This is a genomic window from Sphingomonas caeni (genome assembly GCF_026013415.1).
GTDB lineage: Bacteria > Pseudomonadota > Alphaproteobacteria > Sphingomonadales > Sphingomonadaceae > Sphingomonas > Sphingomonas caeni.
Map to the genome: position 1 here is coordinate 385,970 of NZ_JAPDOK010000002.1, position 22,453 is coordinate 408,422.

Genomic DNA, 22,453 nt, shown 5'->3' on the forward strand with positions numbered 1-22,453 from the left:
TCCTCCTCAGCCGTTTCGATCAGCTGCGGATGTTGAAAATGGTCTGCGAGATCTGGCTCGCGGTATCGAGCGCCTTGGCGTTCGCCTGGAAGCTGCGCTGCGCGGCGATCAGGCCGACCAGCTCCTCCGTGATGTCGACGTTCGAGCGCTCGATCGCGCCCGACATCAACGACCCGAAGCCGTTCTGGCCCGGCTCGCCGAGGCGCGGTTCGCCCGAAATGCCGGTCGCCGACCAGGTCGAGTTGCCGAGCTGGCGCAGCCCCGAGGGATTGGCGAAGTTGGCGAGTGCCACCTTGCCCAGCGCCTGGCTGTCGCCGTTCGAGAAGCTCGCGCGGACGATGCCGTCCTCGCCGAAGGTCACGCCCTCGAGCTGGCCGACCGCGCGCCCGTCCTGGGTGCGGCTGTTGACGCTGAAGGGGCCCGCGATCTGGGTGGTGTTGGTGCCGAAATCGAGCCCGATCGACTGCTCCACCGTGCTGCCGCTCGGCGTGAAGGGCGCGAACTGGGTCTCGGCGGTCGGCGCGGTGAGGCGGCCGGCGGCGTCGAAGGTCAGCGTGATCGGCTGCGGAGCGGTGGCGTCGACGCCCAGCTGCTGATCGCCGACAAAGCTGTAGACCTTCCAGTTGCTGGTCGGCGAACCCGAGGTCGCGACGCTCTCGCGGACGAAATAGTTGGTCAGCGTCAGCGCGTTGCCGGCCGCGTCATAGATCGTCGTCTGGGTCGACTGGTTGTAGGTGCCCGGATCGAACCGGTCGAAGGCATAGGGCGTGGTGTCGAAGCGCGAGGCATCGGCGGGGATCGCCGAGCTGCCCGACAGGTTGATGCCCAGCGTGACGTTCTTGGTCGCTTCGGGAACGCCGCTCACCAGCGGCAGGCGCAGGCTCTGCGTCGCGTCGAGTCCGGTCGCGACCACCGCGCCCGATCCGTCGACCGGATAGACCTGGAGATGCCCGCCCTGCGGATCGACGACATAGCGCTCGCTATCGACCAGGAAGGCGCCGTTGCGGGTGAATTCGACCTTGGCGTCCTCGAGGCTCGGCTTGACCGCGAAGAAGCCGTCGCCCGCGATCGCGATGTCGAGTGACGAGGCCGACTGGATCATGCCGCCCTGGCCGAACTCCTGGCGGATCGCCTTCACGACCGTGCCCGAACCGATCATCTGGGTGGGGCTCAGCGACACGCTCGACGCGATCACGTCGGCGAATTCGGTGCGGCTCTTCTTGAAGCCGTTGGTCGAGACGTTCGCAAGGTTGTGCGAGATCGTCGCCATTTCGGTCTGGGCCGACTGGAGGCCGCTGAGCGAGGTGTAGAAGGACATGGGAATACGCTCCTTAGGTAAGACTCAGCCGATCTTGCGGACGGCGGTGATGGGGACCTGGCCGACACCGGGCAGGGTGAGGATGGGCTTGCCGTCCGAGCCGAGCGCGACCGAGGTCACGGGCGCCCAGACGAGATTGCGGGCGCCGACCACGCCGCCTTCGGCGTTGCGCGCGGAAACCTTGACCGTGAACGGACCCGCGCCCGCGGCTTCGCCGCTGTCGGTGGTGCCGTCCCAGTCGTAATTGATCGTGCCCTTGGGCTGCGCGCCCAGATCGACGGTGCGCAGCGTCTCGCCATTCGCGCCCTGGATCGTCACGGTGACGCCGGCGGCCGCGCCGTCGAGCTCGATCCCGCCTTCGATCCCGCCGCCGGTGCGCGGATAGGCGGTCGCGCCCTCCGTCAGCACGGTGCGGCCGATCCAGTTGAGCGCGGCATTCGGATCCGAGGTGTTGAGGCGATCCTGGATCGACTTGAGCGTGGTGTTCATCTCGCTGATGCCGGCCAGGCTCGAGAATTGTGCCATCTGCGCGACCATCTGGGTGTTGTCGACCGGATCGAACGGATCCTGGTTCTTCATCTGCGCGGTCATCAGACGCAGGAAATCGCCCTGGTCCATCGACTGGGCGGCAGCCTGGGTGGTCGGCGCGGGCGCGGCGGCGGCACTGCCGTAGCGGTTGATGCCGAGACCGGCGAGGGTGGAATCGAAGCTCATGGTCAGCGGCCCAGCTTGAGGGTGTCGACGATGAGCTGCTTGGCAGTCTGCATCACTTCGACATTGTTTTGATAGGAACGGGCGGTCTCGAGCATGTCGACCAGCTCCTGCGTCTCGTTGACCGCGCTCTCCCAGACATTGCCGTCCTTGTCGGCCATGGGATTGCCGGGGTCGTAGCGCTTGGTCGGCTCGGGGCCGGCGGTGACGATCTGCTCGACATCGACGGTCGACATGCCGCTCGCGTCATCGAAATGGGTGCGGAACACCGGCTTCATCGTGCGATAGGCGGCCTGGCTGCTCGACGCGACGGTGCCGGCGTTCGCCAGGTTCGACGCGGTCGTGTTCATCCGCACGAGCTGTGCGGACATGGCACGGCCCGAAACCTGGAAGATGCTCAAGGGACGGTCGCCCATGCTTATTCTCCCTTCAGTGCGCGTGTGATCTGGCCGATCCGGCCGTTCAGGAACGCGAGCGTGGTCTGATAGGCGACCGCATTCTCGGCGAAGGCGGTCTGCTCGGTGGTGAGCTCGACGGTGTTGCCGTCCTGGCTGGGCTGGAGCGGCACGCGGTACATGGTCGCGTCGTCGATCGCGGAATCGAGATTGCCGCCGTTGCGCTGCGCATTCTGCAGCGCCGCGTCGAAATCGATGTCGCGCGCCTTGTAGCCCGGCGTCGAAGCGTTCGCGATGTTCGACGCGAGCATCCCCATGCGCTGCGAGCGCACGGAGAGGGCCGTGCCATGCACCCCGAAAAGACCTTCATTCGCCATCTGCACGTCCTCCGCACAAAAGTTCGTGCGTGTTACCTGCAATGGCCGTGCCAGTTTGGCGGGGGAGGGGCGGTTGCCGCTCCGGGCCCCTGAGAGCGGCATGCGGCGGCAAGATGTTGCCGGTCGGGCGGCAATGGGCTGCCGAGGGTTGTCCACTTCGTCATCCCGGCGAAAGCCGGGACCCAGAGCCAAGCGGGACGATCCTTGTGACCCCGGGGTCCCGGCTTTTGCCGGGATGACGATATGAGATCAGGCAAATCGCGTGCCGGAAAGCGCAGGCGCCAAACTGGCCCGTCCCTTGCACATGCGAGCGCATGGACGTGTCACAATTTCCGGGCCTGGGCCCGCTTATCGATCCCGTCGCACTCGCCATTGTCGGCGGGGGCACGCTCGCTGCCGTCGTGCTGCGGACCCCGCTGCGCGACCTTGGCCGGGGCGTTTCGGCGCTCCGCGTGCTGGGCCGCCGCCGCTTCGACGCGCAGCCCTTGGTCGACCAGATCGCCGCGCTCGGCCGCATCTCGAAGCGCCACGGGCTGCTCGCGCTCGACCGCAGCGTGATCGCCGATCCCGACATCGCCGCCGCGGTCCAGGCCGCGGTCGATGGCGCGACCCCCGCCGAGGTCCGTTCGCTGGCCGAACACCGCTTCACCGCGCGGCTCGACCGGCACCGCGCCGCCTGGGAGCTCTGGTCGGGCGCTGCGGAAGCGGCCCCGGCGATGGGGATGATCGGCACGCTCGTCGGGCTGATCCAGATGTTCACGGCGATGCGCGATCCCGCCACGATCGGCGGCGCGATGGCGGTCGCCCTGCTCTCGACGCTCTACGGCGCGGCGCTCGCCAATCTGATCGCGGCGCCGATCGCGGCACGGCTCAAACGCGCGGCGCGGGCCGAGTGGAACGAGCGCGCCCGGCTGGCCGACCCGCTGGTGACGCTCGCCACCGTCGATCCCGCGGTGCCGCGCCAGATTCGCGAGCACGCCGCGTGACACCTAATGATCTTCTTGGCGACGCGATCTTCGACGAGGCTCCCGGCCGCCCGATCTGGCTGATCACGCTCGCCGACCTGGCGTTGCTGCTGGTCGGCTTCTTCGTGTTTCTGCAGGCCAATCAACAGCTTGGGCCGCGTGAACTCGCCGCGGCCTTCCGCGCCGGCTTCACCAGCGAGCCGCCTGCGATGCCCGTCGATCTCGCGGTGGTAAAGGGCTTCGAGCCCGGCGCCGCCGAGCCGTTCGACGTCAGCGCCGCGCTCGCCTGGGCGCGGGGCGCCGCGCGCGATCCGCGCACCCAGCTCAAGATCACCGGCGAGGTCGACGGCAGCGCCGGCGACGTCGATCCGGCCACCGGCAGCGGCGCGATCCTCGCCGCCGATCGCGCCCGCGCGGTCGCCGCCCAACTCGTTCGCTCGGGCGCGGTATCGCCCGATCGCATCACCATCGCCACCGCGATCGGCCAACAGCGCCGCGCGGTACTGACCCTCGGCTATGACGGGGGCCGGCAATGACTTGCCGCCCGGCAACGCGCGCTTGCCGCGCCAGGAGAAGCAACATGAAACTCCCCTTCCTCGCGCTCGCTCTGGTCGCGACGCCCGCGCTTGCGCAGGATTTCCAGTCGACCCAGCTGCTCGACACGATCGTCGCCCAGTTCACCGGGCATAATATCGGTCAGATGGGCGGCGCGATCGCGCCCGTGGACGTGCGGCTCAAGCTCGCCGCCTGCGCCGCGCCCCAGCTCGAATGGCATACCGACGCGCACCAGGCGGTGGTGGTGCGGTGCATGGCGCCCGAGTGGAAGATCTTCGTGCCGGTGCTCGCGCCGCCGCCGCCCAAGCCCGCGCCGGCCGTGGCCGCGCCGGTCCGGCCCGCGGCCGCGCAGGCCCCCGCGCCGGTGCCGGCGAAGCCCGAAATCGTGATCAAGCGCGGCGACACCGTGACGCTCGAGGCCGGCGGCCCCGGCTTTTCGATCACCCGCGAGGGGGTGGCGATGAGCGACGCTCCCGCGGGCGGGCGGGTGATGATCCGCGTCGATGACAAAAAGCCGCCGATTCAAGCGATTGCGATCGAGGCGGGTCTCGCCAAATTGCCCGGTTCGGGCGAGTGAATATTTTTATTTAAGGTTGGGCGTAAGCTGTCGTTTCACCCGATGTCGGGGTTGTGTGTAAGGACGACGAACATGGTGGATCCCATCGGCATCAAGACTGGAGCGGTCGCTAGTCAGCGAACCGTGTCGGTTGTCGCCACCCAGGCGGCTGCCGCGCCCAAGGCCGTGCAGACCAGCACCGACGATGCCAAGCCCGTTGAAACCGAAGCCGCCGAGCTGGCGGGGGCGATGGCCTCCGAGGCTCCGGTCGATGCCGAGCGCGTCTCGCGGATCAAGAAGGCGATCGAGGACGGCCGTTTCCCGACCGTTCCCTCGACGATCGCCGACCGGCTGCTTGCACTCAAGATGCAGTGGAACCCCAATGACCCGGCGTGACGCCCTCATCACCGTGATCGAAGCGCTCCATGCCGAGATCGATGCGCTCAAATCTAACGACGTGGGCGCGCTCGAAGCTGCGACGCGTGCGAAGCTTGCGGGCATCGACGCCGCGGCGGCGCACGAGGGCGAGCCGATGACCGGCGAGATCCGCGAGCTGGCCGGCGAGGCGCACCGCCTCAACGAGACCTGCCGCATCTATGTCAATCTGATGGCGGCAAATGTCCGCCGCCGCCTGCAAAATCTGACCGGCAGCGGCACCACGCCGTACCGCCCCGGAGCGATGGCGTTCGCGTGAGATAGCGGGGGAGGGGCTGGTCCTCTCCTGCCATTCGCCCCGAGCTTGTCGAAGGGCAGCCCTTCCTCGGAAGAAAGAACGGGGCTTCGACAGGCTCAGCCCGAACGGGTTAGGGGTTTCCCCTAATCTCCAGCTTTCCCTTCTTTGGCACGATCCTTGCTGATTACGCCCCCAACTAGGGCAATCGGATTCAGGATCCATGGGCGTTTCTTCGGTCGCCAATACCGGCAACATCCATAGCGCGATCGCGGTCGCGAGCCAGCGCACCGGCGTCGACTTCAACTATCTGCTCGGCCAGGCGCAGGTGGAGAGCGGGATGCGCACCGATGCGCGCGCGACCACCTCCTCCGCCACGGGCCTGTTCCAGTTCGTCGATCAGAGCTGGCTCGGCGTGGTCAAGCAGCACGGCGCCGAGCATGGCATGGGCTGGGCCGCCGATGCGATCACCCAGACCCCGGGCGGCCGCTATGTCGTCCGCGATCCCGCGATGCGCCGCCAGATCCTCGATCTGCGCAAGGATCCGACCGCCGCTTCGCTGATGGCCGCCGAGCATGCCTCGGACAATAAGGACGCGCTCGAGAACAGCCTCGGCCGCCCCGCCAACGGCACCGACCTCTATATGGCGCACTTCCTCGGCTTGGGTGGCGCGCGCACCTTCCTCAGCCGGATGGCGAGCAATCCGAACCAGAGCGGCGCCGCGCTATTCCCGGCCGCCGCGCGCGCCAACCACAACATCTTCTACAACGCGAACGGCCAGCCGCGCTCGCTCTCGGAAATCTATGGCCGCTTCGGCGACAAGCTCGATCAGGGCGCTGCCGCGAACGGCGCGACCGGGCTGGCGTCGCTCGGCGGCACCTATCCTGCGAGTTCGACCGATTTCGGCGCGGCCGATCCGTTCAACCCGGCGCGCGCCACGATGCAGCTCGAAAATGGCGGCGAGGTCATTCTCGGCAATTGCGCCCAGAATGGCGACGCGCCCTGGATCAACTCGACGCTCGCCAACCTCACCACCCTCAGGGAACCGATGAACCCGATGCGCCCCACGCCCGAAAACGCCAAGCTCGCTTACATGCTGCTCGCGAGCCTGGGGGCGTAGGCAATGAATGGCTTGACGCTGTCCCCCTCGTCGGTCCTGCCCGCGCTCCGGAGCTTCGCGCTGCCGGGCGCGATCCTGTTGCTGGTCGCGCTGATGGTCGTGCCGATCCCGGCCTTCATGCTCGACATGTTCTTCGTCATGAACATCATGATCAGCCTGGCTGTTCTGATGGTGGCGTTGAACGCGCAGAAGCCGCTCGACTTCTCGGCCTTCCCGACCGTCCTGCTGTTCGCGACTTTGTTCCGCCTCGGCCTCAACGTCGCGTCGACGCGGGTCGTGCTGGTTCATGGCCATGAGGGCGAAGCCGCAGCGGGCCATGTGATCGAGGCGTTCGGCACTTTCCTGATCGGCGGTGACTATGTCGTCGGCATCTTCGTCTTCGCGATCCTGATCATCATCAACATGATCGTGGTGACCAAGGGCGCGGGCCGCGTGTCCGAGGTTTCGGCGCGCTTCACCCTCGATGCCCTGCCGGGCAAGCAGATGGCGATCGACGCCGATCTGAACGCCGGGCTGATCACCCCCGACGAAGCGCGCGCGCGCCGCGTCGAGGTGGCGACCGAGGCCGATTTCTACGGTGCGATGGACGGTTCGTCCAAGTTCGTGAAGGGCGACGCGATCGCCGGCCTGCTGATCCTCGCGATCAACATCATCGGCGGGCTGATCCTCGGCGTGGTCAGCCACAAGATGGCCGTCGGAGACGCGGCCCAGACCTATATCCTGCTCGCGATCGGCGACGCGCTGGTCGCGCAGCTGCCCTCGCTGATGCTCTCGATCGCCGCCGCCGCGATCGTCACCCGCGTCGCCTCGAAGCTCGATCTCGCCGGCCAGATCGGCAGCCAGTTCGGCAGCCACAAGACCTGGACCCCGGTCGCGGTGATCCTGGCGCTGCTCGGCGTGCTGCCCGGCATGCCGCATTTCGTGATCCTGCCGGCCGCTGCGGTCGCGGGCTTCGCCGCCTGGAAGCTGCGCCAGATCGCCAACCGTCCGCCGCCTGCCGAGCCCGCGCCCGAGCCCGCCGACCTGTCGAAGATCGGCTGGGAGGAAGTCACCGACAATATGCAGGTGATGCTCGACATAGGCTACGGCCTCGTGCCGCTGGTCGACGAGCGCCGCGGCGGGCCGCTGATGGGCCGCATCACCGGCGTGCGCCGCCAGCTCTCGAAGGAGCTCGGCTTCGTCGTGCCGCAGGTGCGCGTGCGCGACGATATCAACCTGGCGCCCTTCACCTATCGCATCATGGTCGGCGGCGTCGTCGTCGGCGAGGACGCTGTGTCGCCCGATGAGGTGCTCGCGCTCGATACCGGCCAGGCCTCGGGCTATCTCTCGGGCAAGAAGGTCAAGGACCCGACCTTCGGGCTCGACGCCGTCTGGATCCATTCGGGCGACGCCGATGCCGCGACCGGCATGGGCTATCTGGTGGTCGATCCGGGCACCGTCGTCGCGACGCATCTCAACCAGGCGCTGATCCAGAACGCCGCCGACTTGCTCGGCCCCGACGAGGTCCAGTCGCTGCTCGAAGGCTTGAAGGAACGCGCGGCTCAGCTCGTCGCGGCGCTCTCGCCCAACCCGGTGCCGCTGACCGTGCTGACCCAGGTCCTGCGCGGACTGCTGGCCGAGAATATCTCGCTCAAGGAATTCCGCCGGATCGCCGCCGCGATCGCCAATGCGGCGCAGCGCACGCTCGATCCCGAGGAGATCCTCGAGCTTATCCGTCCGGACCTTGGGCCTTTGATCATCCAGAAGCTGTGCGGGGTTCGCGAGCCGCTGCGCGTGATGACGCTCGAAGGCCAGCTCGAGGCGCTGCTCGGCCAGGCGGTCCGCTCGGACCCGGCCAAGCGCCACACGATCGAGCCCGAGCTCGGCCGCCGCATCGCCGAGGCGCTCCAGCGCGCCGCGGGCCCGCTCGTCGCCGAGGCCAAGCCGTTCGCGCTCGTCGTCCAGCCCACGATCCGCATCGCGATCCGCAAGCTGGTCAAGACGGTGCTCCCCGATACGCCCGTGATGAGCTTCTTCGAGGTTCCCGAAGACAAGGCCGTCGAGGTCGTCGCCGTGATCGGCGCCCCGGAGGCGCTCGCCGCATGAGTTTCAACCCCCAGAGGAAGCTGCACGCCATGGCCGCAGTCGCCCAGTCCCCGCTTACCTATGCCCCTACGCCCAGCCGGCGCGACGCCGAGACGGTGGTGCGAAAGCATCTGCCGCTCGTCCGAAAGATCGCCTGGCATATCCATGGCAGCATGAGTTCGATCGTCGAGGTCGAGGATCTGATCCAGATCGGCATGGTTGCCCTGATCGAGGCGGTGAACGGGTTCGAGGACCGGGGGCAGGTGACCTTCGAGCAATATCTGGTCACGCGGCTGCGCGGCGCGATGATCGACGAGCTGCGGCGCCAGGCGACGCTCACCCGCGGCGCGATGAAGCGGCGAAAGAGCTACCACGAGACGGTGGGCACGCTCACCACGGCGCTGGGCCGCAAGCCCACCGACGCCGAAGTGGCGGAAAAGCTCGGGGTCACGCCCGAAAAGCTGCGGGCCGAATATGCCAATGCCGAGGCGGTGCGCTTCGATTCGATCGACGACATGTATTCGGACGAGAGTCCCTGGTTCATGTCCGACGAGCCCAACGCCTTCGATCAGCTCGCGGACAGCGACCAGCGCGAGGCGCTGATCGCCGCGATCACCGAGCTGCCCGAGCGCGAGGCGCAGGTGATCCAGCTCTATTATGTCGAGGAATTGAACCTCGAGGAAATCGGCCAGGTGATCGGGGTGGGCGCGGCGCGCGTCTGCCAGATCAAGGCCAGTGCGCATGCGCATCTGAAGAAGGCGCTGGCGCGGCGTCTCAATTAGGGTCCGGGCCAATGGCCCACCGGGTGGCGCCGTCCCAGCATGTGAAAGTTGACACGAACTTGACACTGGTCCGCATGTTTTTCGGCGCGCAGTCGCCGGCCAGATCGACGGATTCAAAGAGCGGCCGGAGCGGTCGGCCACACGAGTCAAGCAGGTGAAATCCAACATTGCAAGGGCGTGATCCAAATAGGGGACTGTCCCCATTTTAGAGCTTAGGGCCGCGCTTCCGGGGGATGCGCGGCCCTAAACCTGTGGGGCTTGGGTGCGGTCGTTGAGGCCGTAGTCGCGCACCACTTCGGCGATCCGCAGCCGGTAGCCGGCGAACAGGCCTGCGCGCCCCGCGGCTTGCGCGGCCTGATGGCGCGGACGGTTGCGCCATTCGGCCACCGCCGCCTCGTCACGGAAGAAGGAGAGCGAGAGCAGCTTCCCCGGCTCGGCTATGCTGCGGAAGCGCTCGACTGAGACGAAGCCGTCGATCGTCTCCAATTCGTCGCGCAGGGCCGCGGCGCGGGCGAGATAGGCGGGCTCGCTTCCCTCCGCCGGTTCGACCTCGAAGATCACCGCGATCATCGCGACGCCAGCCGCAGGAAGATCCGGTCCTCGTGCCGGATGAAGCGCTCTTTACGCGCGAATTCGAAATTCTCGCGGCCGAGCGGATCGTCCTTGAGGCGGGCGCGATAGGCTTCGTAGGCGGCGAGATCGGCGATCGAATAGACGCCATAGGCAGTGGTCGCCGAGCCCTCGTGCGGGGCGAAATAGCCAATCAGATCGGCGCCGCAGCGGGGGATCGCCTCGCCCCAGTTGCGGGCATAGTGGTCGAACGCGTCGATACGGTAGGGGTCGATCTCGTAGCGGATGAAGCAGGTGATCATGGGCGGGCTCCTTTGCGGAAGCGGCCTAGCCGATTGCCGCGCGTCAATGCTTCGGCTATGGCCGAACTATGAAGGACGGCCCCTCGATCTCGCATGTCGCCGCGCTGATCGGCGATCCGGCGCGGGCGAACATGCTCGTTGCCCTGATGGACGGGCGCGCGCTGACGGTGAGCGAACTCGCCGAATGCGCGGGCGTGGCGCTGCCCACCGCCTCGGGGCACCTCGCGCGGCTCGGCGATGCCGGGCTGGTGACCCCCGCAAAGCAGGGCCGCCATCGCTATTTCCGCCTTGCCGATGGCGATGTCGCCGCCGCGATCGAGCTGTTGATGGGGATCGCCGAGCGCACCGGCGCCCGCCCGGCCCGCACCGGCCCGCGCGACGCGGCGATGCGCGCCGCACGGGTCTGCTACGATCACCTCGCGGGGGAACGGGCGGTGCGGCTGGCCGAGCGGCTGGTGGAGGATGGCTGTATCGGCGAAGGCGAAACGCCCGACCTGACCGATGCGGGCCGAACCCTGCTTGCCGGGCTCGGCATCGCCATTCCCACTCAGGGCCGCCGCCCGCTGTGCCGAACCTGTCTCGACTGGAGCGAGCGGCGCAATCATCTGGCGGGCGCGCTGGGCGCCGCGATCCTCGGCCATGTGCTGGCGCAGGGCTGGGCGGCGCGCGGGCCCGGCCGGGTGGTGCGCTTCACCCCTGCGGGAGCCGCCGCGTTCGATCGCGCGTTCGGGCTCTAGGATGCGCCGCCACTTCTACCTCGCCACGGGATTCATCTGCATCGGGCTGGCGATCATCGGCGCGATCCTGCCGCTGATGCCGACCACGATCTTTGTGATCCTCGCGGCCTATTGCTTCGCGCGAAGCAGCCCGGAGCTGGAGGCGCGGCTGCTCGAACATCCGCGCTTCGGCAAGCACATCCTCCTGTGGCGCGAGAAGGGCGCGATCAGCCGCACCGGCAAGCACGCCGCGGCCGCCGCCTTCGCGGTCAGCATCGCGGCATCGCTGATCTTCGTGCGGCTGCCCTGGTCGCTCCTTCCCGTCGCCGCCGCCTTGATCATCGGCGGCTGGATCTGGACGCGGCCCGAGGCCTGATCACTTCGGCAGCGTTGCGCTCCCGGACAGGTTGAGCTCGAGGCTGGTCCCCGCGGTCTTGCCGACCGGCTGGCCGCCGCCGACCCAGAGCTGCACCTTGCCCGGCACGATCCGCCGCACGCCCGCCGTGTCGACGATGCTGAGACGCCGGTCGTCGAGCGCGAAACTCACCGTCCGGGTCTCGCCGCGCTTCAGGGTCACGCGCTGGAAGCCCTGGAGCGCGCGGACCGGGGCGCCCGCGACGCCGGGATGCGTCACATAGAGCTGGACCACCTCGTCGCCGTCCATCGCGCCGGTATTGGTGACATCGACCGAGACGCTCGCCCGGGTCGCCTTGGCATTGGCATAGCCGAAATGCGTGTAGCTGAGGCCGTAGCCGAACGGGTACAGGACATCGCCCTTGAAGTAGCGATAGGTGCGGTTGCCCATCGCATAATCGCCGAACGCCGGAAGCTGATCGGCCGACTTGTAGAAGGTGATCGGCAGGCGCCCGCCGGGCGAGAAATCGCCTGCGATCAGCGATGCGACCGCAGCACCCCCCTGGCCGCCGGGGTACCAGGCTTCGACGATCGCCGGCAGGTTCGCGTCCGCCCAGTTCACGCTGAGCGCGCTGCCGTTCATCAGCACCAGCACCACCGGCTTGCCGGTCGCATGGAGCCGCTCGAGCAGCGCCTGTTGCGGCCCGGGCAGATCGAGGCTGGTCCGGTCGCCGCCCGCGAAGCCGGGGACCTTGAGCTTCATCTCCTCGCCCTCGATCCGCGCCGAAAGCCCGCCGACGAAGATCACGACATCGGCCTGCCTGGCCGCCGCGACCGCATCGTCGCCCTTCTCGCTCGGGCGGCTCCACACCAGCCGCTGTTGGCCCTTCGCGCCGCGCTGAAAGGCCTCGACCTTGATCGGATAGGTCTTGCCCGCCTCGAGCGTGATCGCGCCGGAGAGGATCGAGGGGCTGTCGCCCACGCCCCATTCGTCGACGACCAGCGTGTCGTTCACCCAGACGCGGTAGCCATTCTCGCTGGCGAAGCGGAAGCGATACTCGCCGCTCTCGGGCGCCTTGAGATAGCCCGTCCAGCGCGCGCTATCCTCCTTGTCGCCGGTCCAGCCGATCCGGGCGTTGCGCTCGACGCGCGATTCGGTCGCCGCGCCCTGGAGGTTGGCGCCCTTGAAATATTCGACCTTGAGGCCGGGCGTCGCGCACGCGGCATCGGCGCACAGGGCCTCGTCCGGCACCGGCGGTTCGGCGGGGCCGACCAGCCCGGTCCCTTCGGCGTAGATGATCTTCGAGCCCGGGAAGCGGGCGCGCAGTCCGGCGAGCACGGTCACCGGCTGCGAGGGCGTGCCGTAATAATTGCCGACCAGCGCGTCCATCGAGTCCGCATTGGGACCGATCACCGCGATCGTCTTCGGCGCGGTCTTGAGCGGCAGGATGCCGTCATTCTTGAGCAGCACCATCGATGCGCGCGCCATCCGCTCGGAAAGCGCGCGATGCTCGGGCGTGTCGTAATCCCTGGCGGTGATTTCGCCGAAGGGGCGGGTAGGCTCGAACAGCCCCAGCCGGATGCGCGCGGAGAAGAGCCGCACCAGCGCACGGTCGACCACCGCGATCGGCAGCCTGCCCTGTTTGACCGCGCGCACGATCGTATCGGTGTCGGTGGTCATATGGTTGCGGTAGTCGCCGCAGATCACGTCCATCCCGGCCTTGAAGCCGACCGCGACGCCCTCTTCGGGGGTCTTGGTGTAGTGGAGCGCGTCGGGGCGGTAGATGTTCGCGGCCGCGCCGCAGTCCGACACGACATAGCCCTTGAAGCCCCAGCTGTCGCGCAGATAGCCCTGCATCAGCCGGTCATTGGCGCAGCCGGGCACGCCGTCGATGGCGTTGTAGACGCACATCAGCGACTCGACCTTGCCCTCGGTCACCGTCGCTCGGAAGGCGGGGAGATAGGTGTCCTCGAGATCGTGGAGCGTGGGGTGGACATCCTCCTGGTGCCGGTTGGTCTCGGGCCCCGAATGGACCGCGAAATGCTTCGAGGTCGCGATCACCTTCAGGAAGCGCGGATCATTGCCCTGCAGCCCGGTGATATAGGCGATGCCGATCCGGCCGGTGAGATAGGGGTCCTCGCCATAGGTTTCCTGGCCCCGGCCCCAGCGCGGATCGCGGAAGATGTTGATGTTGGGCGACCAGACGGTGAGCCCGCGATAGAAGTCGCTGCCGCCATCGGGATGGACGCGCTCGAGGAACTTGGCGCGGAATTCGGTGCTGACCGTGTCGCCGACCTGGTGCATCAGCGGCGTGTCCCATGAGGCGGCCATGCCGATCGCCTGGGGGAAGACGGTGGCGATGCCGGCGCGGGCGACGCCGTGGAGGCCCTCGTTCCACCAATTATAGGCGGGGACGCCGAGCCGCGGGATCGCCGGCGCGGTATGGCCGAGCTGCGCTGCTTTTTCCTCGAGCGTCATCCGCGAGACGAGATCGGCGGCGCGGACCTCGGGGCTGAGCGCGGGATTGTTGAACGGCGTGGCCGGGGCAGAGGCGGTCTGCGCGCCACCGGCGGCGCTCCAGAACGCGACCGACGCCAACACTCCGAACGCGATCATTGCCTTGCGCTTCACGGGCCACCTCTCCTGCTATTTGGGAGAGGCCTAACGCATTAATGGTAGCGCTACCAGAGGGCTCTCGCGCGTACGCGTATATATAGAGTGGGTCCGAGGCGATGGCGCGCACTTCTCAATCCTCCCCCGCCAGGGGGAGGTGGCGCCGAAGGCGACGGAGGGGGAGGACACGAAACAGATGTGGCCGCTTACCTCCCCCTCCGTCAGCTACGCTGACACCTCCCCCTGGCAGGGGAGGATTGGAAGGCGAGTGCCGTAAACACGGGAAAAGCCCCGGTGATCCGAAGACCACCGGGGCTCCCCATGCGCCCTCCCCCGAGCAGGAGAGGTGACCGGCCGTGGTGCCTGTCAGGGGGGTGACACCCCGACCGGCCCACGCTTAACGAAGCAGCGTCAGAACCGTCTGCTGGCTCTGGTTCGCCTGGGCGAGCATCGCGGTCGATGCCTGGCTCAGGATCTGCGCCTTGGCGAGCGCCGCGGTCTCGGACGAGAAGTCCGCGTCCTCGATGCGGCTGCGCGCGTCGGTCAGGTTGGTGACGTTCGAGGTCAGGTTGTTGACCACCGACTCCAGGCGGCTCTGCGAGGCGCCGAGCGTCGCACGGGCCGTGTTGACCGTGGTCAGCGCGTCGTCGAGCGTCTCGAGCGCGTCCGAAGCGTCGTCCTGGTCCGAGATGTCGATATCGACGGCGTCGTCGAGATCGACTTCGGCAAGGCTCAGCGTCACGGTGTCGTCCGCGGTCGAACCGGTCTGGATCGTCACGTCACCCGAGTCACCCGCCGAACCGTCGAACAGCACATTGCCGTTGAACTTGGTGTTCGCCAGGATGTCCGAGATCTGACCGGTCAGCTCGGTGACTTCCGCCTGAAGGTTCGTGCGGTCGTCATCGCTGTAGGTGCCCGAAGCCGACTGGACGGCCAGCTCGCGGATACGGTGCAGCATGTTGGTCACTTCGCCCAGCGCGCCTTCAGCGGTCTGAGCCATCGAAATACCGTCGTTGGCATTGCGGATCGCCTGGTTCATGCCACGGATCGAGCCGGTCATGGTCGAGGCGATGGCGAGGCCGGCGGCGTCGTCCTTGGCGCTGTTGATGCGCTTGCCGGTCGACAGGCGCTCCATCGCGGTGCCCAGCATCTTCGAAGCGACGTTCGAAGCGTTGCCGGCGCGCAGCGCAGCAGTGTTGGTGCCGATAACAGTCATGGTCTTTACTCCATTCAAGCTTGGCGCTTCCCGCGCACCCCCCAGACGGGAGCTTCCGAGCCGCCAAGCCAAGGAACGGCAGGCCGTCCGGCAGATTTAGCGAAAAACTTTCGGCCCTCCGGTGCTTCCACGTGTGGGCGCACGCGCGCGCACGGACCGCGCGCCCGGATCGGGGGGAGCGTAGGTAGTCGTACGGACCCCCGTAATTTTACTCAGTGTTAACCAACAATACCGCATTGAAGCACAGTCACAGGGGGGTTCCCGAATGCGATCGATTGTTCCGTCTGCAGCGGTGCTGCGGCAGAAATACGCGCTGGTTTCGGCGCTTCGTGCTCAAGGTTTCGCGATCGGATCGTGCGAGGACGGGCGTCCCCAGCCGAACGACCTCTATCTGGTGACCGATGGCGAAGTGCCGCCGGCGCCGGCCCGCACGCTGATCATCGGCGAAGGCGCCCCGCTCGCCATTCCCTTCAGCGACGGCAACCCTGCCCGTCTTTCCTATGACAGCACTGACTCGGCGATCGGCGCCGGTTTCGCCAGCGCGATGGCGCGCGGCCCCCATGCCCCCGTCGCCGCCGATCCCGAAAGCCTCGCGCTGCTGGCGCTCAGCGAGCGCGTCGCCGCCTCCGACATCACCGTGCTGATCAACGGCCCCACCGGCACCGGCAAGGAAGTGCTGGCCAAGGCGATCCATGCCGCCTCGTCGCGCAAGGACGGACCGTTCATCGCGATCAACTGCGCCGCCTTGCCCGAGACGATGCTCGAGGCGATGCTGTTCGGCCACCACAAGGGCGCCTTCACCGGCGCTTCCTCGGGCGGCCAGGGCTTTTTCCGCGCCGCCAATGGCGGCACGCTGCTGCTCGACGAAATCGCCGAGATGCCGATCAACCTCCAGGCCAAATTGCTCCGCGCGCTCCAGGAGCGCGAGGTGGTGCCGATCGGCGGGACCATCCCCGAAAAGATCGATGTCCGCGTGATCGCCTGCGCCAACCGCGACCTGCACGGCGAAGTCGAGGCCGGCCGGTTCCGGGCCGACCTCTACTACCGCCTCTCGGTCTTCCCGCTTTCGACCAAGGCGCTGTGCGAACGCCCCGGCGACATCCCCGCGCTCGCCGCGGCGATGGTGCTGCGCCACGCCGGCAATCGCGCGACGCTTCCCTGGATCTCGGCCGATGCGGTCGAGGTGCTGATGGATCATCAATGGCCGGGCAATGTCCGCGAGCTCGAGAACGTCATCCAGCGCGCGCTGCTGATGGCGCCGGGCGACACGATCGACGCCGAGCATCTGATCTTCGACCGGTCCACCCCGCGCGCGGTCAATGACGGGCCGGCGACGCTGAGCAACATCGTCCAGATCCATGAATTCCAGGCGATCCGCGAGACGCTGGCCGAATGCAACGGCAGCCGTATCGAGACCGCCCGTCGGCTCGGCATTTCCGAGCGCACGCTGCGTTACCGGCTCGCCAAGGCGCGCGAACAGGGTGACGAGCTGATCCAGAGGGTGTCGGCATGAGCGGTATCGGTGGCGTCGGCGGCGGCGGGGGTGCCATGGGCATCGATCGCGTGCTGCAGCTGCGGCAGCAGATCCTCGAGCGCAACGATGCGCTCCAGCGCGCCAATACGGTCGCGCCCGCGAGCGGCACCGGCGCGAGCCAGCCGACCAGCTTCGCCGCGACGCTCGAAAACGCGCTCAAGGACGTCAACGCCTCGCAGAACAAGGCGGGCGAGCTTTCGGCCGCGTACGAGCGCGGCGAGACGGTCGACATCGCCAAGGTGATGCTCGCGCGCCAGGAGGCCTCGGTCGGCTTCGAAGCGACGCTGCAGGTCCGAAACAAGCTGCTGTCCGCGTACCAGAACATCATGAACATGCCGGTGTGAGATAGATGAGCAACGCCCTTACCGAGACCGTTCCCGGTCCCCTCGCCAACCCGCTCAGGCAGGTCGGCGGTTTGCTCGGTCAGCCCGCCGTCCGGCGGGCGATGCCGTTTCTGTTCCTGATCGGCCTGATCGCGGCCGGCTGGCTCGCCTGGTCGATGATCGCGGTGGGCCCGCAGCGCATCCTGTTCGCGAACCTCAACGATGCCGACAAGTCGGCGGTCACCGCCGCGCTCGACGGTGCGGGCATCCAGAGCAGCCTCGACAGTTCGGGCTCGCTCACCGTCAACGAGGATGATTTCCACAAGGCGCGGATGCTGCTCGCCAGCCAGGACCTGCCCAAGGCGCAGCCCGGCGGCTATCAGATCCTCGATCAGATGCCGATGGGCGTCAGCCGCGCGGTCGAGGGCGAACGCCTCCGCCAGGCGCGCGAGACCGAACTGGCGCGCTCGATCCAGGAGATCGACGCGGTCGCCGAGGCGCGCGTCCATCTCGCGACGCCGGAAGCCAGCGCATTCGTGCGCGATCATGCCCAGCCCTCGGCGAGCGTGATCGTCAAGCTCCAGCCGGGCCGCGCGCTCGGGGACGCGCAGATCCGCGCGATCGTCAATCTGGTCGCTTCGTCGGTGCCGGGCCTCACGCCGGAGAGCGTTACCGTCGTCGATCAGGGCGGCGCCTTGCTCAGCAAGTCGGGCGGCGCCGGCGGCGCTTCGGCAGGCGACGAGCGGATCGACTTCCAGCGCCGCGTCGAGGACAAATATCGCCAGCAGCTCGGCCAGATGCTTACGCCGCTCGTCGGCGCGGGCAATTTCTCGGCCGAGATCCAGGCCGATGTCGACCTCAACGAGAGCCAGGCGACACGCGAAAGCTATGACAAGGACAATAGCGTCGTCCGCGCCGAGCAGGGCAATTGGCAGGGGAGCGGCCCGAACCAGAACGGCTCGGCCCCGGGCGGCATTCCCGGCGCGCTGTCGAACACGCCGCCGCCCGCGAGCACGCTGACCGCGCCCAATGCGCAGCCGACGCCGGGCGCGACGCCCGCCCCGGCGGCGACCCCGGCCGCGGGCGCTACGCCCGCCGCCGCGCCGATCCAGAAGCAGAGCGACCAGTTCGCGCGCACCTATGACATGGGCAAGGAAATCTCGGTCACCCGCGCGGTCCCCGGCGGGGTCAAGCGCCTGTCGGTCGCGATCCTGCTCCGCGAGGAGCCGGGCAAGCCGCGCGGCAAGGTCGAGATCGATCAGATCACCCAGCTCGTCCGCGCCGCGGTCGGTTTCGATCCCAATCGCGGCGACAATGTCACCGTGATCAGCCGCAAGTTCAATGCCGCCTCCACAGAAGCTGCTGCCGGGCCCGCCTGGTATGATGCCGGCTGGGTGCCGCTGGTGACGCGCAACGTGACGGCGTTGGTCATCGCGCTGCTGGTGCTGATCATGGGGGTCCGTCCGCTCACCAAGGCGCTGCTCAAGCGCCGCGACGATGCTTCCGCCACGCGCCCCGCGCTGGCGATGGGTGCTTACAATCAGCAAGGGCAGCAGGGGCCGGGCGGTCAGCCCTCGGGCCCGCCGGTGAGCGTCGACATGCTCCAGAGCGGCCAGGCCAAGAGCTATGACGAGCGCGTCGGCCTTGTCCGCGGCTTCACCCGCGACAATCCCGCACGCGCCGCGCTCGCGGTCCGCGACATGATCAAGGCGGACGGCCAGTGAGCATGCTCCGCAGCTTCAATGGCGTCGAACGCGCCGCCGTGCTGATGATGCTCGTCGACGAGGAAGAGGCCGCGTCGATCCTGCAGAAGCTCGACCCCGAGGAAGTGCGCCAGCTCGGCAAGGCGATGTACGACGTCGCGGATGTGAGCGAAGCCGAGGTCGAGCAGGTGCTCGACGATTTCACCTGGAAGGCGCGCAGCCGCAACGGGGTGAGCTTCGATCCGGGCCCCAAGATCGAGGGCATGATGAACAAGGCGCTCGGCCCCGAGCGCGCCGAGAGCGTGCTCGCGCGAATCATGCCGGCCTCGGCCGCGGTCAATATCGAGCTGCTCGAATGGTTCGAGCCCGCCGAGATCGCCAACATGATCGAGGAGGAGCACCCGCAGATCGCCGCGGTGCTGCTCGCCAATCTCGATCCCGATATCGCCGCCAAGGTGTTCGAGCATCTGCCCGAGGCGATGCAGCCGCAGATCCTGCGCCGCGTCGCCAAGCTGGGCCCGGTGCCCCCCGAGGCGATCGAGACGTTGAAGGTCATGCTCCAGAGCCGCGCCGGCGCTGCCAAGAAGCCAAGTGCCGGCCTCCAGATGGGCGGCACGCGCGAGGCGGCGAAGATCCTTTCCGGCGCGCGCAAGTCGACCGAGGCGCGGGTGATGCCCAAGCTCGCCAAGATCGACCGCGAGGTCGCCAAGGCGATCGAGGAGGCGATGTTCGTCTTCGATAACCTGCTCGAGCTCGACGACAAGAATCTGGCTACGATGATCCGCTCGATCGACGGCGACGTGCTGGCGCGTGCGCTGAAGGGCGTCGAAGAGGATGTCCGCGAGCGCTTCCTGGGCTGCATGTCGAGCCGCGCCGCGGACGGCATCCGCGACGAGATGGAGGCACGCGGCCAGATGAAGCTCGCCGAGGTGCTCGAGGCGCAGAAGGTGATGGTCACCATCGCGCGCAGCCTGATCAAGGACGGCACGATCGTGATGCCGGGCGGCGGCGAGGACGATTATGTCTGATTTCCAGCCCGGTTTCGCTGGGCGGCACCGTGCCGCAGCGCACGTCCTCCAGCGCGCTTTCTCAGAACCCGTGGGGTTCGCCGCGTCGCAGGTCGAGCAGATCGGCCGCCGCGTGGTCGAAGAGCTCGCGCCCCGGCATTTCAGCCCCGCCGATCCGGGCGCCAACCCGACCGAGGGCTGGAATCCGTTCGATGCCGAGCTTCCCAAGCCGCACAACAGCGGCGCGTTCAGCGACCCGATCGCCGCCGCGCATGCCGCCGGCGTTGCCGAGGGCCGCGCCGCGGCGCTCGCGGAGATCGACGACGCGCATGCCCGCGAAACCGCCTTGCTCGACCAGGTCTCGACCGCGCTCGCCGCGGGCGCGCATTTCGATCGCGAGCGGATGGCGGGGCATTTGCGCCAGACCGTGCTCCATCTCGTTTCCAAACTGGTCGGCGAAGTCGGCATCGCGCCCGATGTGCTCGCCGCGCGGATCACCGCCGCGGTCGATCTGCTCGCCGACAGCGCCGAATCGGCGCTGCTGCGGCTCCATCCCGACGATGTGCCGCTGGTCGAGGGCAAGCTGCCCCCAACGATGTTCCCCGTCGGCGATCCGCATCTCGCGCGCGGCGCCTTCGTGATCGAGAGCGCTTCGACGATCGTCGAGGACGGCCCCGATCTCTGGCTCGAACAGCTTGCCCAGGCGATCGACCGCGTGCCGATTCCGCCGGCGATCTGACATGCTGGACGGCTTCACCGACCATTATATCGACGGGCTCGGCTGTGGCGATTTCACGCCCGCGCCCAAGGTCTCCGGGCGCCTCGCCTCGTTCGACGGGCTGCTGATGGAGGCGGTGGGCCTCACGCTTCCCGTGGGCACGGTCTGCGCGATCGGCACCGGCGCCAGCCGGGTCGAGGCCGAGGTGATCGGCTTCCGCGCCGGGCGCACGCTGATGATGAACCTGGGCGGTCCCGCTGCCCTGCTCCCCAACGCGCCGGTGCGGCCGATCGGGCCTCCGGGCGAGGCCGAGGTCGGCGCCGCCCTGCTCGGCCGCGTGGTCGATGGCGCGGGCAAGCCGATCGACGGGCTCGGACCGATCCGGGGTCCCGGCAAATGGCCGCTCGCGGGCAAGCTCCAGTCGCCGCTCGATCGCGGCCGGGTGCGCGAGCCGATGGATGTCGGGGTGCGCGCGATCAACGGGCTCCTCACCATCGGCCAGGGCCAGCGCGTCGGCATCATGGCCGGTTCGGGCGTCGGAAAATCGGTGCTGCTCGGCATGATCGTCCGCGCCGCCCAGGCCGATGTCGTCGTGGTCGGGCTGATCGGCGAGCGTTCGCGCGAGGTCGCCGATTTCATGGAGACCAAGATGTTCGGCGACGCGCGCAAGCGCTCGGTCGTCGTCGCGGTCCCCGCCAATCATTCGCCGGTGCTCCGTATCCGCGGCGCCTTGCGTGCCACCGCGATCGCCGAGGCCTTCCGCAACGAAGGCAAGAAGGTGCTGCTGATCATGGATTCGCTCACCCGCGTCGCGCACGCGGGCCGCGAGATCGGCCTTGCGCTGGGCGAACCCGCCTCGGCGCGGGGCTATCCGCCCTCGGCCATCGCGATGCTGCCGAGCCTGATCGAGCGCGCGGGCACCGATGTCATGACCGGCGGGTCGATCACCGCCATCTATACCGTGCTCGCCGATGGCGACGACGGCAACGATCCGGTCGTGGACAGCGCCCGCTCGATCCTCGACGGCCATATCGTGCTCAGCCGCCAGCTCGCGGAGCGGGGCATCTATCCCGCGATCGACCTGGGGCCCTCGGTCAGCCGCGTGATGACCGATATCGTGCCCAAGGAGCATATCCATGCCGCGCGCGCGCTCCGCCGCTATCTCGCGACCTATGAGGAAAATCGCGATCTGGTGCTGATGGGCGCCTATCGCGCCGGCGCCGATCCCGAGATCGACGCCGCGATCGCCGCGCATCCCGCGGTGATGGAATATATCAAGCAGGATGCGAACGAGGTCGTGTCGCTGGGCGACGCCGTCGCCGAGCTGACCGGCGTCTTCGGCGATGGCTGATTTGTTGAACGAGGCGGCACCAGCCCGCTCCCCCACCCGGCCTCCCATAGGCTACTATGGTAAGGGAGGCCGGGTGGGGGAGCGGGCTGGTGCCGTGACCCTATGAGAAGCGCCAAGCGCTTCGACCGGCTGCTCCGGGTGCGCACCCTCCAGCTCGGCCAGGTCCGCAGCCAGGAAGTCGCCGCGCGCGCCAAGGTCGCGCAGGAAGAGGCGCTGCGCGCGCGCATCGCCCAGCTCTCCGCCAATGTCGCCCCGGCCGAACAGCAGGGCATGGCGACCCAGCTGATCGCCGCCGCCCATTATCGCGAGCGGCTCCACCAATCGGCCCTGGTCGCCGCGCAGCGTGTCGATGTCGCCGAGCAGCAGCTCAGCCGCGCCGAGAACGCCACGCGCGAGGCCAAGCGCGATCAGACCGCGATCGAGAAGCTGATCGCGCGCGGCGAGGCCGAGGCCGCGATCAAGGCGCTGCGTGCGCTCGAGACGTTGCCCTCGACCGGCAGGAATCGGCACGATCTTTGCTGATTGACCGGTG

The 22,453-nt window shown here is 68.1% G+C and carries 25 protein-coding genes; 17 read left to right on the forward strand and 8 right to left on the reverse strand.

Annotation, left to right across the window (positions count from 1 at the left end):
* Positions 1 to 19: 19 nt before the first annotated feature.
* Genes OF829_RS06575 through flgB form a run of 4 tightly spaced genes read right to left on the reverse strand, consistent with a single transcriptional unit; the run spans position 20 to position 2,801 of the window.
* Entirely contained in the window at positions 20 to 1,318 is a 1,299-nt protein-coding gene (locus OF829_RS06575; RefSeq protein ID WP_264939184.1) for a flagellar hook protein FlgE, read from the reverse strand.
* 24 nt (positions 1,319 to 1,342) lie between these two features.
* On the reverse strand, positions 1,343 to 2,032 hold the full coding sequence (locus tag OF829_RS06580; protein WP_264939185.1) for a flagellar hook assembly protein FlgD: 690 nt from the start codon (positions 2,030 to 2,032) through the stop codon (positions 1,343 to 1,345).
* 2 nt (positions 2,033 to 2,034) lie between these two features.
* Complete coding sequence (gene flgC, locus OF829_RS06585; protein WP_264939186.1) at positions 2,035 to 2,445, reverse strand: flagellar basal body rod protein FlgC; 411 nt, start codon at positions 2,443 to 2,445, stop codon at positions 2,035 to 2,037.
* A 2-nt stretch (positions 2,446 to 2,447) separates the two neighbouring features.
* A complete protein-coding gene (gene flgB / locus OF829_RS06590; RefSeq protein ID WP_264939187.1) occupies positions 2,448 to 2,801 on the reverse strand; it encodes a flagellar basal body rod protein FlgB in 354 nt (117 codons plus the stop codon).
* Between the two features lie 314 nt (positions 2,802 to 3,115).
* On the opposite strand from flgB, the gene OF829_RS06595 reads away from it, so the two are divergent.
* The 8 genes from OF829_RS06595 to OF829_RS06630 all read left to right on the forward strand — a co-directional run bounded on the left by OF829_RS06595 (position 3,116) and on the right by OF829_RS06630 (position 9,513).
* Entirely contained in the window at positions 3,116 to 3,787 is a 672-nt protein-coding gene (locus OF829_RS06595) for a motility protein A (protein WP_264939188.1), read from the forward strand.
* Positions 3,784 to 4,302 (forward strand): flagellar motor protein MotB, encoded by a 519-nt coding sequence (locus OF829_RS06600; protein ID WP_264939189.1) that lies wholly within the window; start codon positions 3,784 to 3,786, stop codon positions 4,300 to 4,302. The genes OF829_RS06595 and OF829_RS06600 overlap by 4 nt, the downstream gene beginning before the upstream one ends.
* A 44-nt stretch (positions 4,303 to 4,346) precedes the next feature.
* Positions 4,347 to 4,898, forward strand: coding sequence for a flagella basal body P-ring formation protein FlgA (locus tag OF829_RS06605; protein WP_264939190.1), 552 nt, complete (start codon positions 4,347 to 4,349; stop codon positions 4,896 to 4,898).
* 72 nt (positions 4,899 to 4,970) lie between these two features.
* Positions 4,971 to 5,273, forward strand: coding sequence for a flagellar biosynthesis anti-sigma factor FlgM (gene flgM / locus OF829_RS06610; RefSeq protein WP_264939191.1), 303 nt, complete (start codon positions 4,971 to 4,973; stop codon positions 5,271 to 5,273).
* Positions 5,260 to 5,571 carry a RagB/SusD family nutrient uptake outer membrane protein gene (locus OF829_RS06615; protein ID WP_264939192.1) on the forward strand — a complete coding sequence of 104 codons (312 nt, stop codon included), beginning with the start codon at positions 5,260 to 5,262 and terminating at the stop codon, positions 5,569 to 5,571. The genes flgM and OF829_RS06615 overlap by 14 nt, the downstream gene beginning before the upstream one ends.
* A gap of 199 nt (positions 5,572 to 5,770) precedes the next feature.
* Complete coding sequence (locus OF829_RS06620; protein ID WP_264939193.1) at positions 5,771 to 6,667, forward strand: lytic transglycosylase domain-containing protein; 897 nt, start codon at positions 5,771 to 5,773, stop codon at positions 6,665 to 6,667.
* A 3-nt stretch (positions 6,668 to 6,670) separates the two neighbouring features.
* A complete protein-coding gene (gene flhA, locus OF829_RS06625) occupies positions 6,671 to 8,752 on the forward strand; it encodes a flagellar biosynthesis protein FlhA (protein WP_264939194.1) in 2,082 nt (693 codons plus the stop codon).
* Positions 8,749 to 9,513, forward strand: a complete 765-nt coding sequence (locus OF829_RS06630) for a sigma-70 family RNA polymerase sigma factor (protein ID WP_264939195.1) — start codon at positions 8,749 to 8,751, stop codon at positions 9,511 to 9,513. The genes flhA and OF829_RS06630 overlap by 4 nt, the downstream gene beginning before the upstream one ends.
* Before the next feature lie 243 nt (positions 9,514 to 9,756).
* On the opposite strand, the gene OF829_RS06635 is transcribed toward OF829_RS06630, so the two are convergent.
* On the reverse strand, positions 9,757 to 10,083 hold the full coding sequence (locus OF829_RS06635; RefSeq protein ID WP_264939196.1) for an antibiotic biosynthesis monooxygenase family protein: 327 nt from the start codon (positions 10,081 to 10,083) through the stop codon (positions 9,757 to 9,759).
* Positions 10,080 to 10,385 (reverse strand): NIPSNAP family protein, encoded by a 306-nt coding sequence (locus OF829_RS06640; protein ID WP_264939197.1) that lies wholly within the window; start codon positions 10,383 to 10,385, stop codon positions 10,080 to 10,082. The genes OF829_RS06635 and OF829_RS06640 overlap by 4 nt, the downstream gene beginning before the upstream one ends.
* Before the next feature lie 68 nt (positions 10,386 to 10,453).
* Here OF829_RS06640 and OF829_RS06645 point away from each other — a divergent pair, with 68 nt between their 5' ends.
* Together OF829_RS06645 and OF829_RS06650 are read left to right on the forward strand one after the other, a co-directional pair.
* The gene (locus OF829_RS06645) at positions 10,454 to 11,122 is read left to right on the forward strand and encodes an ArsR/SmtB family transcription factor (RefSeq protein WP_264939198.1); all 669 of its coding nucleotides are present in this window, start codon (positions 10,454 to 10,456) and stop codon (positions 11,120 to 11,122) included.
* Between the two features lies 1 nt (position 11,123).
* The gene (locus OF829_RS06650; protein ID WP_264939199.1) at positions 11,124 to 11,477 is read left to right on the forward strand and encodes a YbaN family protein; all 354 of its coding nucleotides are present in this window, start codon (positions 11,124 to 11,126) and stop codon (positions 11,475 to 11,477) included.
* Here OF829_RS06650 and OF829_RS06655 read toward each other — a convergent pair whose 3' ends face one another.
* Both OF829_RS06655 and OF829_RS06660 read right to left on the reverse strand, forming a co-directional pair.
* Positions 11,478 to 14,087 (reverse strand): glycoside hydrolase family 3 protein, encoded by a 2,610-nt coding sequence (locus OF829_RS06655; RefSeq protein WP_264939200.1) that lies wholly within the window; start codon positions 14,085 to 14,087, stop codon positions 11,478 to 11,480.
* A 379-nt stretch (positions 14,088 to 14,466) separates the two neighbouring features.
* Positions 14,467 to 15,285 carry a flagellin N-terminal helical domain-containing protein gene (locus tag OF829_RS06660; RefSeq protein ID WP_264939201.1) on the reverse strand — a complete coding sequence of 273 codons (819 nt, stop codon included), beginning with the start codon at positions 15,283 to 15,285 and terminating at the stop codon, positions 14,467 to 14,469.
* A 265-nt stretch (positions 15,286 to 15,550) separates the two neighbouring features.
* Between OF829_RS06660 and OF829_RS06665 the strand changes: the two genes are divergently transcribed.
* The 7 genes from OF829_RS06665 to OF829_RS06695 all read left to right on the forward strand — a co-directional run bounded on the left by OF829_RS06665 (position 15,551) and on the right by OF829_RS06695 (position 22,443).
* A complete protein-coding gene (locus OF829_RS06665) occupies positions 15,551 to 16,798 on the forward strand; it encodes a sigma-54 interaction domain-containing protein (protein WP_264939202.1) in 1,248 nt (415 codons plus the stop codon).
* Positions 16,795 to 17,163 carry a flagellar hook-basal body complex protein FliE gene (gene fliE, locus OF829_RS06670; RefSeq protein ID WP_264939203.1) on the forward strand — a complete coding sequence of 123 codons (369 nt, stop codon included), beginning with the start codon at positions 16,795 to 16,797 and terminating at the stop codon, positions 17,161 to 17,163. The genes OF829_RS06665 and fliE overlap by 4 nt, the downstream gene beginning before the upstream one ends.
* 5 nt (positions 17,164 to 17,168) lie before the next feature.
* Positions 17,169 to 18,866 (forward strand): flagellar basal-body MS-ring/collar protein FliF, encoded by a 1,698-nt coding sequence (gene fliF / locus OF829_RS06675; RefSeq protein ID WP_264939204.1) that lies wholly within the window; start codon positions 17,169 to 17,171, stop codon positions 18,864 to 18,866.
* Positions 18,867 to 18,868: 2 nt separating this feature from the next.
* Positions 18,869 to 19,873 (forward strand): flagellar motor switch protein FliG, encoded by a 1,005-nt coding sequence (fliG, locus tag OF829_RS06680; RefSeq protein ID WP_264939591.1) that lies wholly within the window; start codon positions 18,869 to 18,871, stop codon positions 19,871 to 19,873.
* Between the two features lie 70 nt (positions 19,874 to 19,943).
* Positions 19,944 to 20,591, forward strand: a complete 648-nt coding sequence (locus tag OF829_RS06685) for a FliH/SctL family protein (RefSeq protein WP_264939205.1) — start codon at positions 19,944 to 19,946, stop codon at positions 20,589 to 20,591.
* A gap of 1 nt (position 20,592) precedes the next feature.
* Positions 20,593 to 21,921, forward strand: a complete 1,329-nt coding sequence (locus OF829_RS06690; RefSeq protein ID WP_264939206.1) for a FliI/YscN family ATPase — start codon at positions 20,593 to 20,595, stop codon at positions 21,919 to 21,921.
* A gap of 102 nt (positions 21,922 to 22,023) precedes the next feature.
* Entirely contained in the window at positions 22,024 to 22,443 is a 420-nt protein-coding gene (locus OF829_RS06695; RefSeq protein WP_264939207.1) for a hypothetical protein, read from the forward strand.
* Positions 22,444 to 22,453: the final 10 nt, after the last annotated feature.

Bases quoted from the DNA above. Each gene is read 5' to 3' on its own strand.
- flhA (WP_264939194.1), top strand. From the start codon at position 6,671: ATGAATGGCTTGACGCTGTCCCCCTCGTCGGTCCTGCCCGCGCTCCGG.
- OF829_RS06580 (WP_264939185.1), bottom strand. From the start codon at position 2,032: ATGAGCTTCGATTCCACCCTCGCCGGTCTCGGCATCAACCGCTACGGC.
- fliF (WP_264939204.1), top strand. From the start codon at position 17,169: ATGAGCAACGCCCTTACCGAGACCGTTCCCGGTCCCCTCGCCAACCCG.
- OF829_RS06690 (WP_264939206.1), top strand. From the start codon at position 20,593: ATGCTGGACGGCTTCACCGACCATTATATCGACGGGCTCGGCTGTGGC.
- flgM (WP_264939191.1), top strand. From the start codon at position 4,971: ATGGTGGATCCCATCGGCATCAAGACTGGAGCGGTCGCTAGTCAGCGA.
- OF829_RS06665 (WP_264939202.1), top strand. From the start codon at position 15,551: ATGCGATCGATTGTTCCGTCTGCAGCGGTGCTGCGGCAGAAATACGCG.
- OF829_RS06615 (WP_264939192.1), top strand. From the start codon at position 5,260: ATGACCCGGCGTGACGCCCTCATCACCGTGATCGAAGCGCTCCATGCC.
- OF829_RS06695 (WP_264939207.1), top strand. From the start codon at position 22,024: ATGAGAAGCGCCAAGCGCTTCGACCGGCTGCTCCGGGTGCGCACCCTC.
- OF829_RS06645 (WP_264939198.1), top strand. From the start codon at position 10,454: ATGAAGGACGGCCCCTCGATCTCGCATGTCGCCGCGCTGATCGGCGAT.
- fliE (WP_264939203.1), top strand. From the start codon at position 16,795: ATGAGCGGTATCGGTGGCGTCGGCGGCGGCGGGGGTGCCATGGGCATC.
- OF829_RS06595 (WP_264939188.1), top strand. From the start codon at position 3,116: ATGGACGTGTCACAATTTCCGGGCCTGGGCCCGCTTATCGATCCCGTC.
- OF829_RS06620 (WP_264939193.1), top strand. From the start codon at position 5,771: ATGGGCGTTTCTTCGGTCGCCAATACCGGCAACATCCATAGCGCGATC.
- OF829_RS06575 (WP_264939184.1), bottom strand. From the start codon at position 1,318: ATGTCCTTCTACACCTCGCTCAGCGGCCTCCAGTCGGCCCAGACCGAA.
- flgB (WP_264939187.1), bottom strand. From the start codon at position 2,801: ATGGCGAATGAAGGTCTTTTCGGGGTGCATGGCACGGCCCTCTCCGTG.
- OF829_RS06640 (WP_264939197.1), bottom strand. From the start codon at position 10,385: ATGATCACCTGCTTCATCCGCTACGAGATCGACCCCTACCGTATCGAC.
- OF829_RS06660 (WP_264939201.1), bottom strand. From the start codon at position 15,285: ATGACTGTTATCGGCACCAACACTGCTGCGCTGCGCGCCGGCAACGCT.
- flgC (WP_264939186.1), bottom strand. From the start codon at position 2,445: ATGGGCGACCGTCCCTTGAGCATCTTCCAGGTTTCGGGCCGTGCCATG.
- OF829_RS06630 (WP_264939195.1), top strand. From the start codon at position 8,749: ATGAGTTTCAACCCCCAGAGGAAGCTGCACGCCATGGCCGCAGTCGCC.
- OF829_RS06635 (WP_264939196.1), bottom strand. From the start codon at position 10,083: ATGATCGCGGTGATCTTCGAGGTCGAACCGGCGGAGGGAAGCGAGCCC.
- OF829_RS06650 (WP_264939199.1), top strand. From the start codon at position 11,124: ATGCGCCGCCACTTCTACCTCGCCACGGGATTCATCTGCATCGGGCTG.
- OF829_RS06605 (WP_264939190.1), top strand. From the start codon at position 4,347: ATGAAACTCCCCTTCCTCGCGCTCGCTCTGGTCGCGACGCCCGCGCTT.
- fliG (WP_264939591.1), top strand. From the start codon at position 18,869: ATGCTCCGCAGCTTCAATGGCGTCGAACGCGCCGCCGTGCTGATGATG.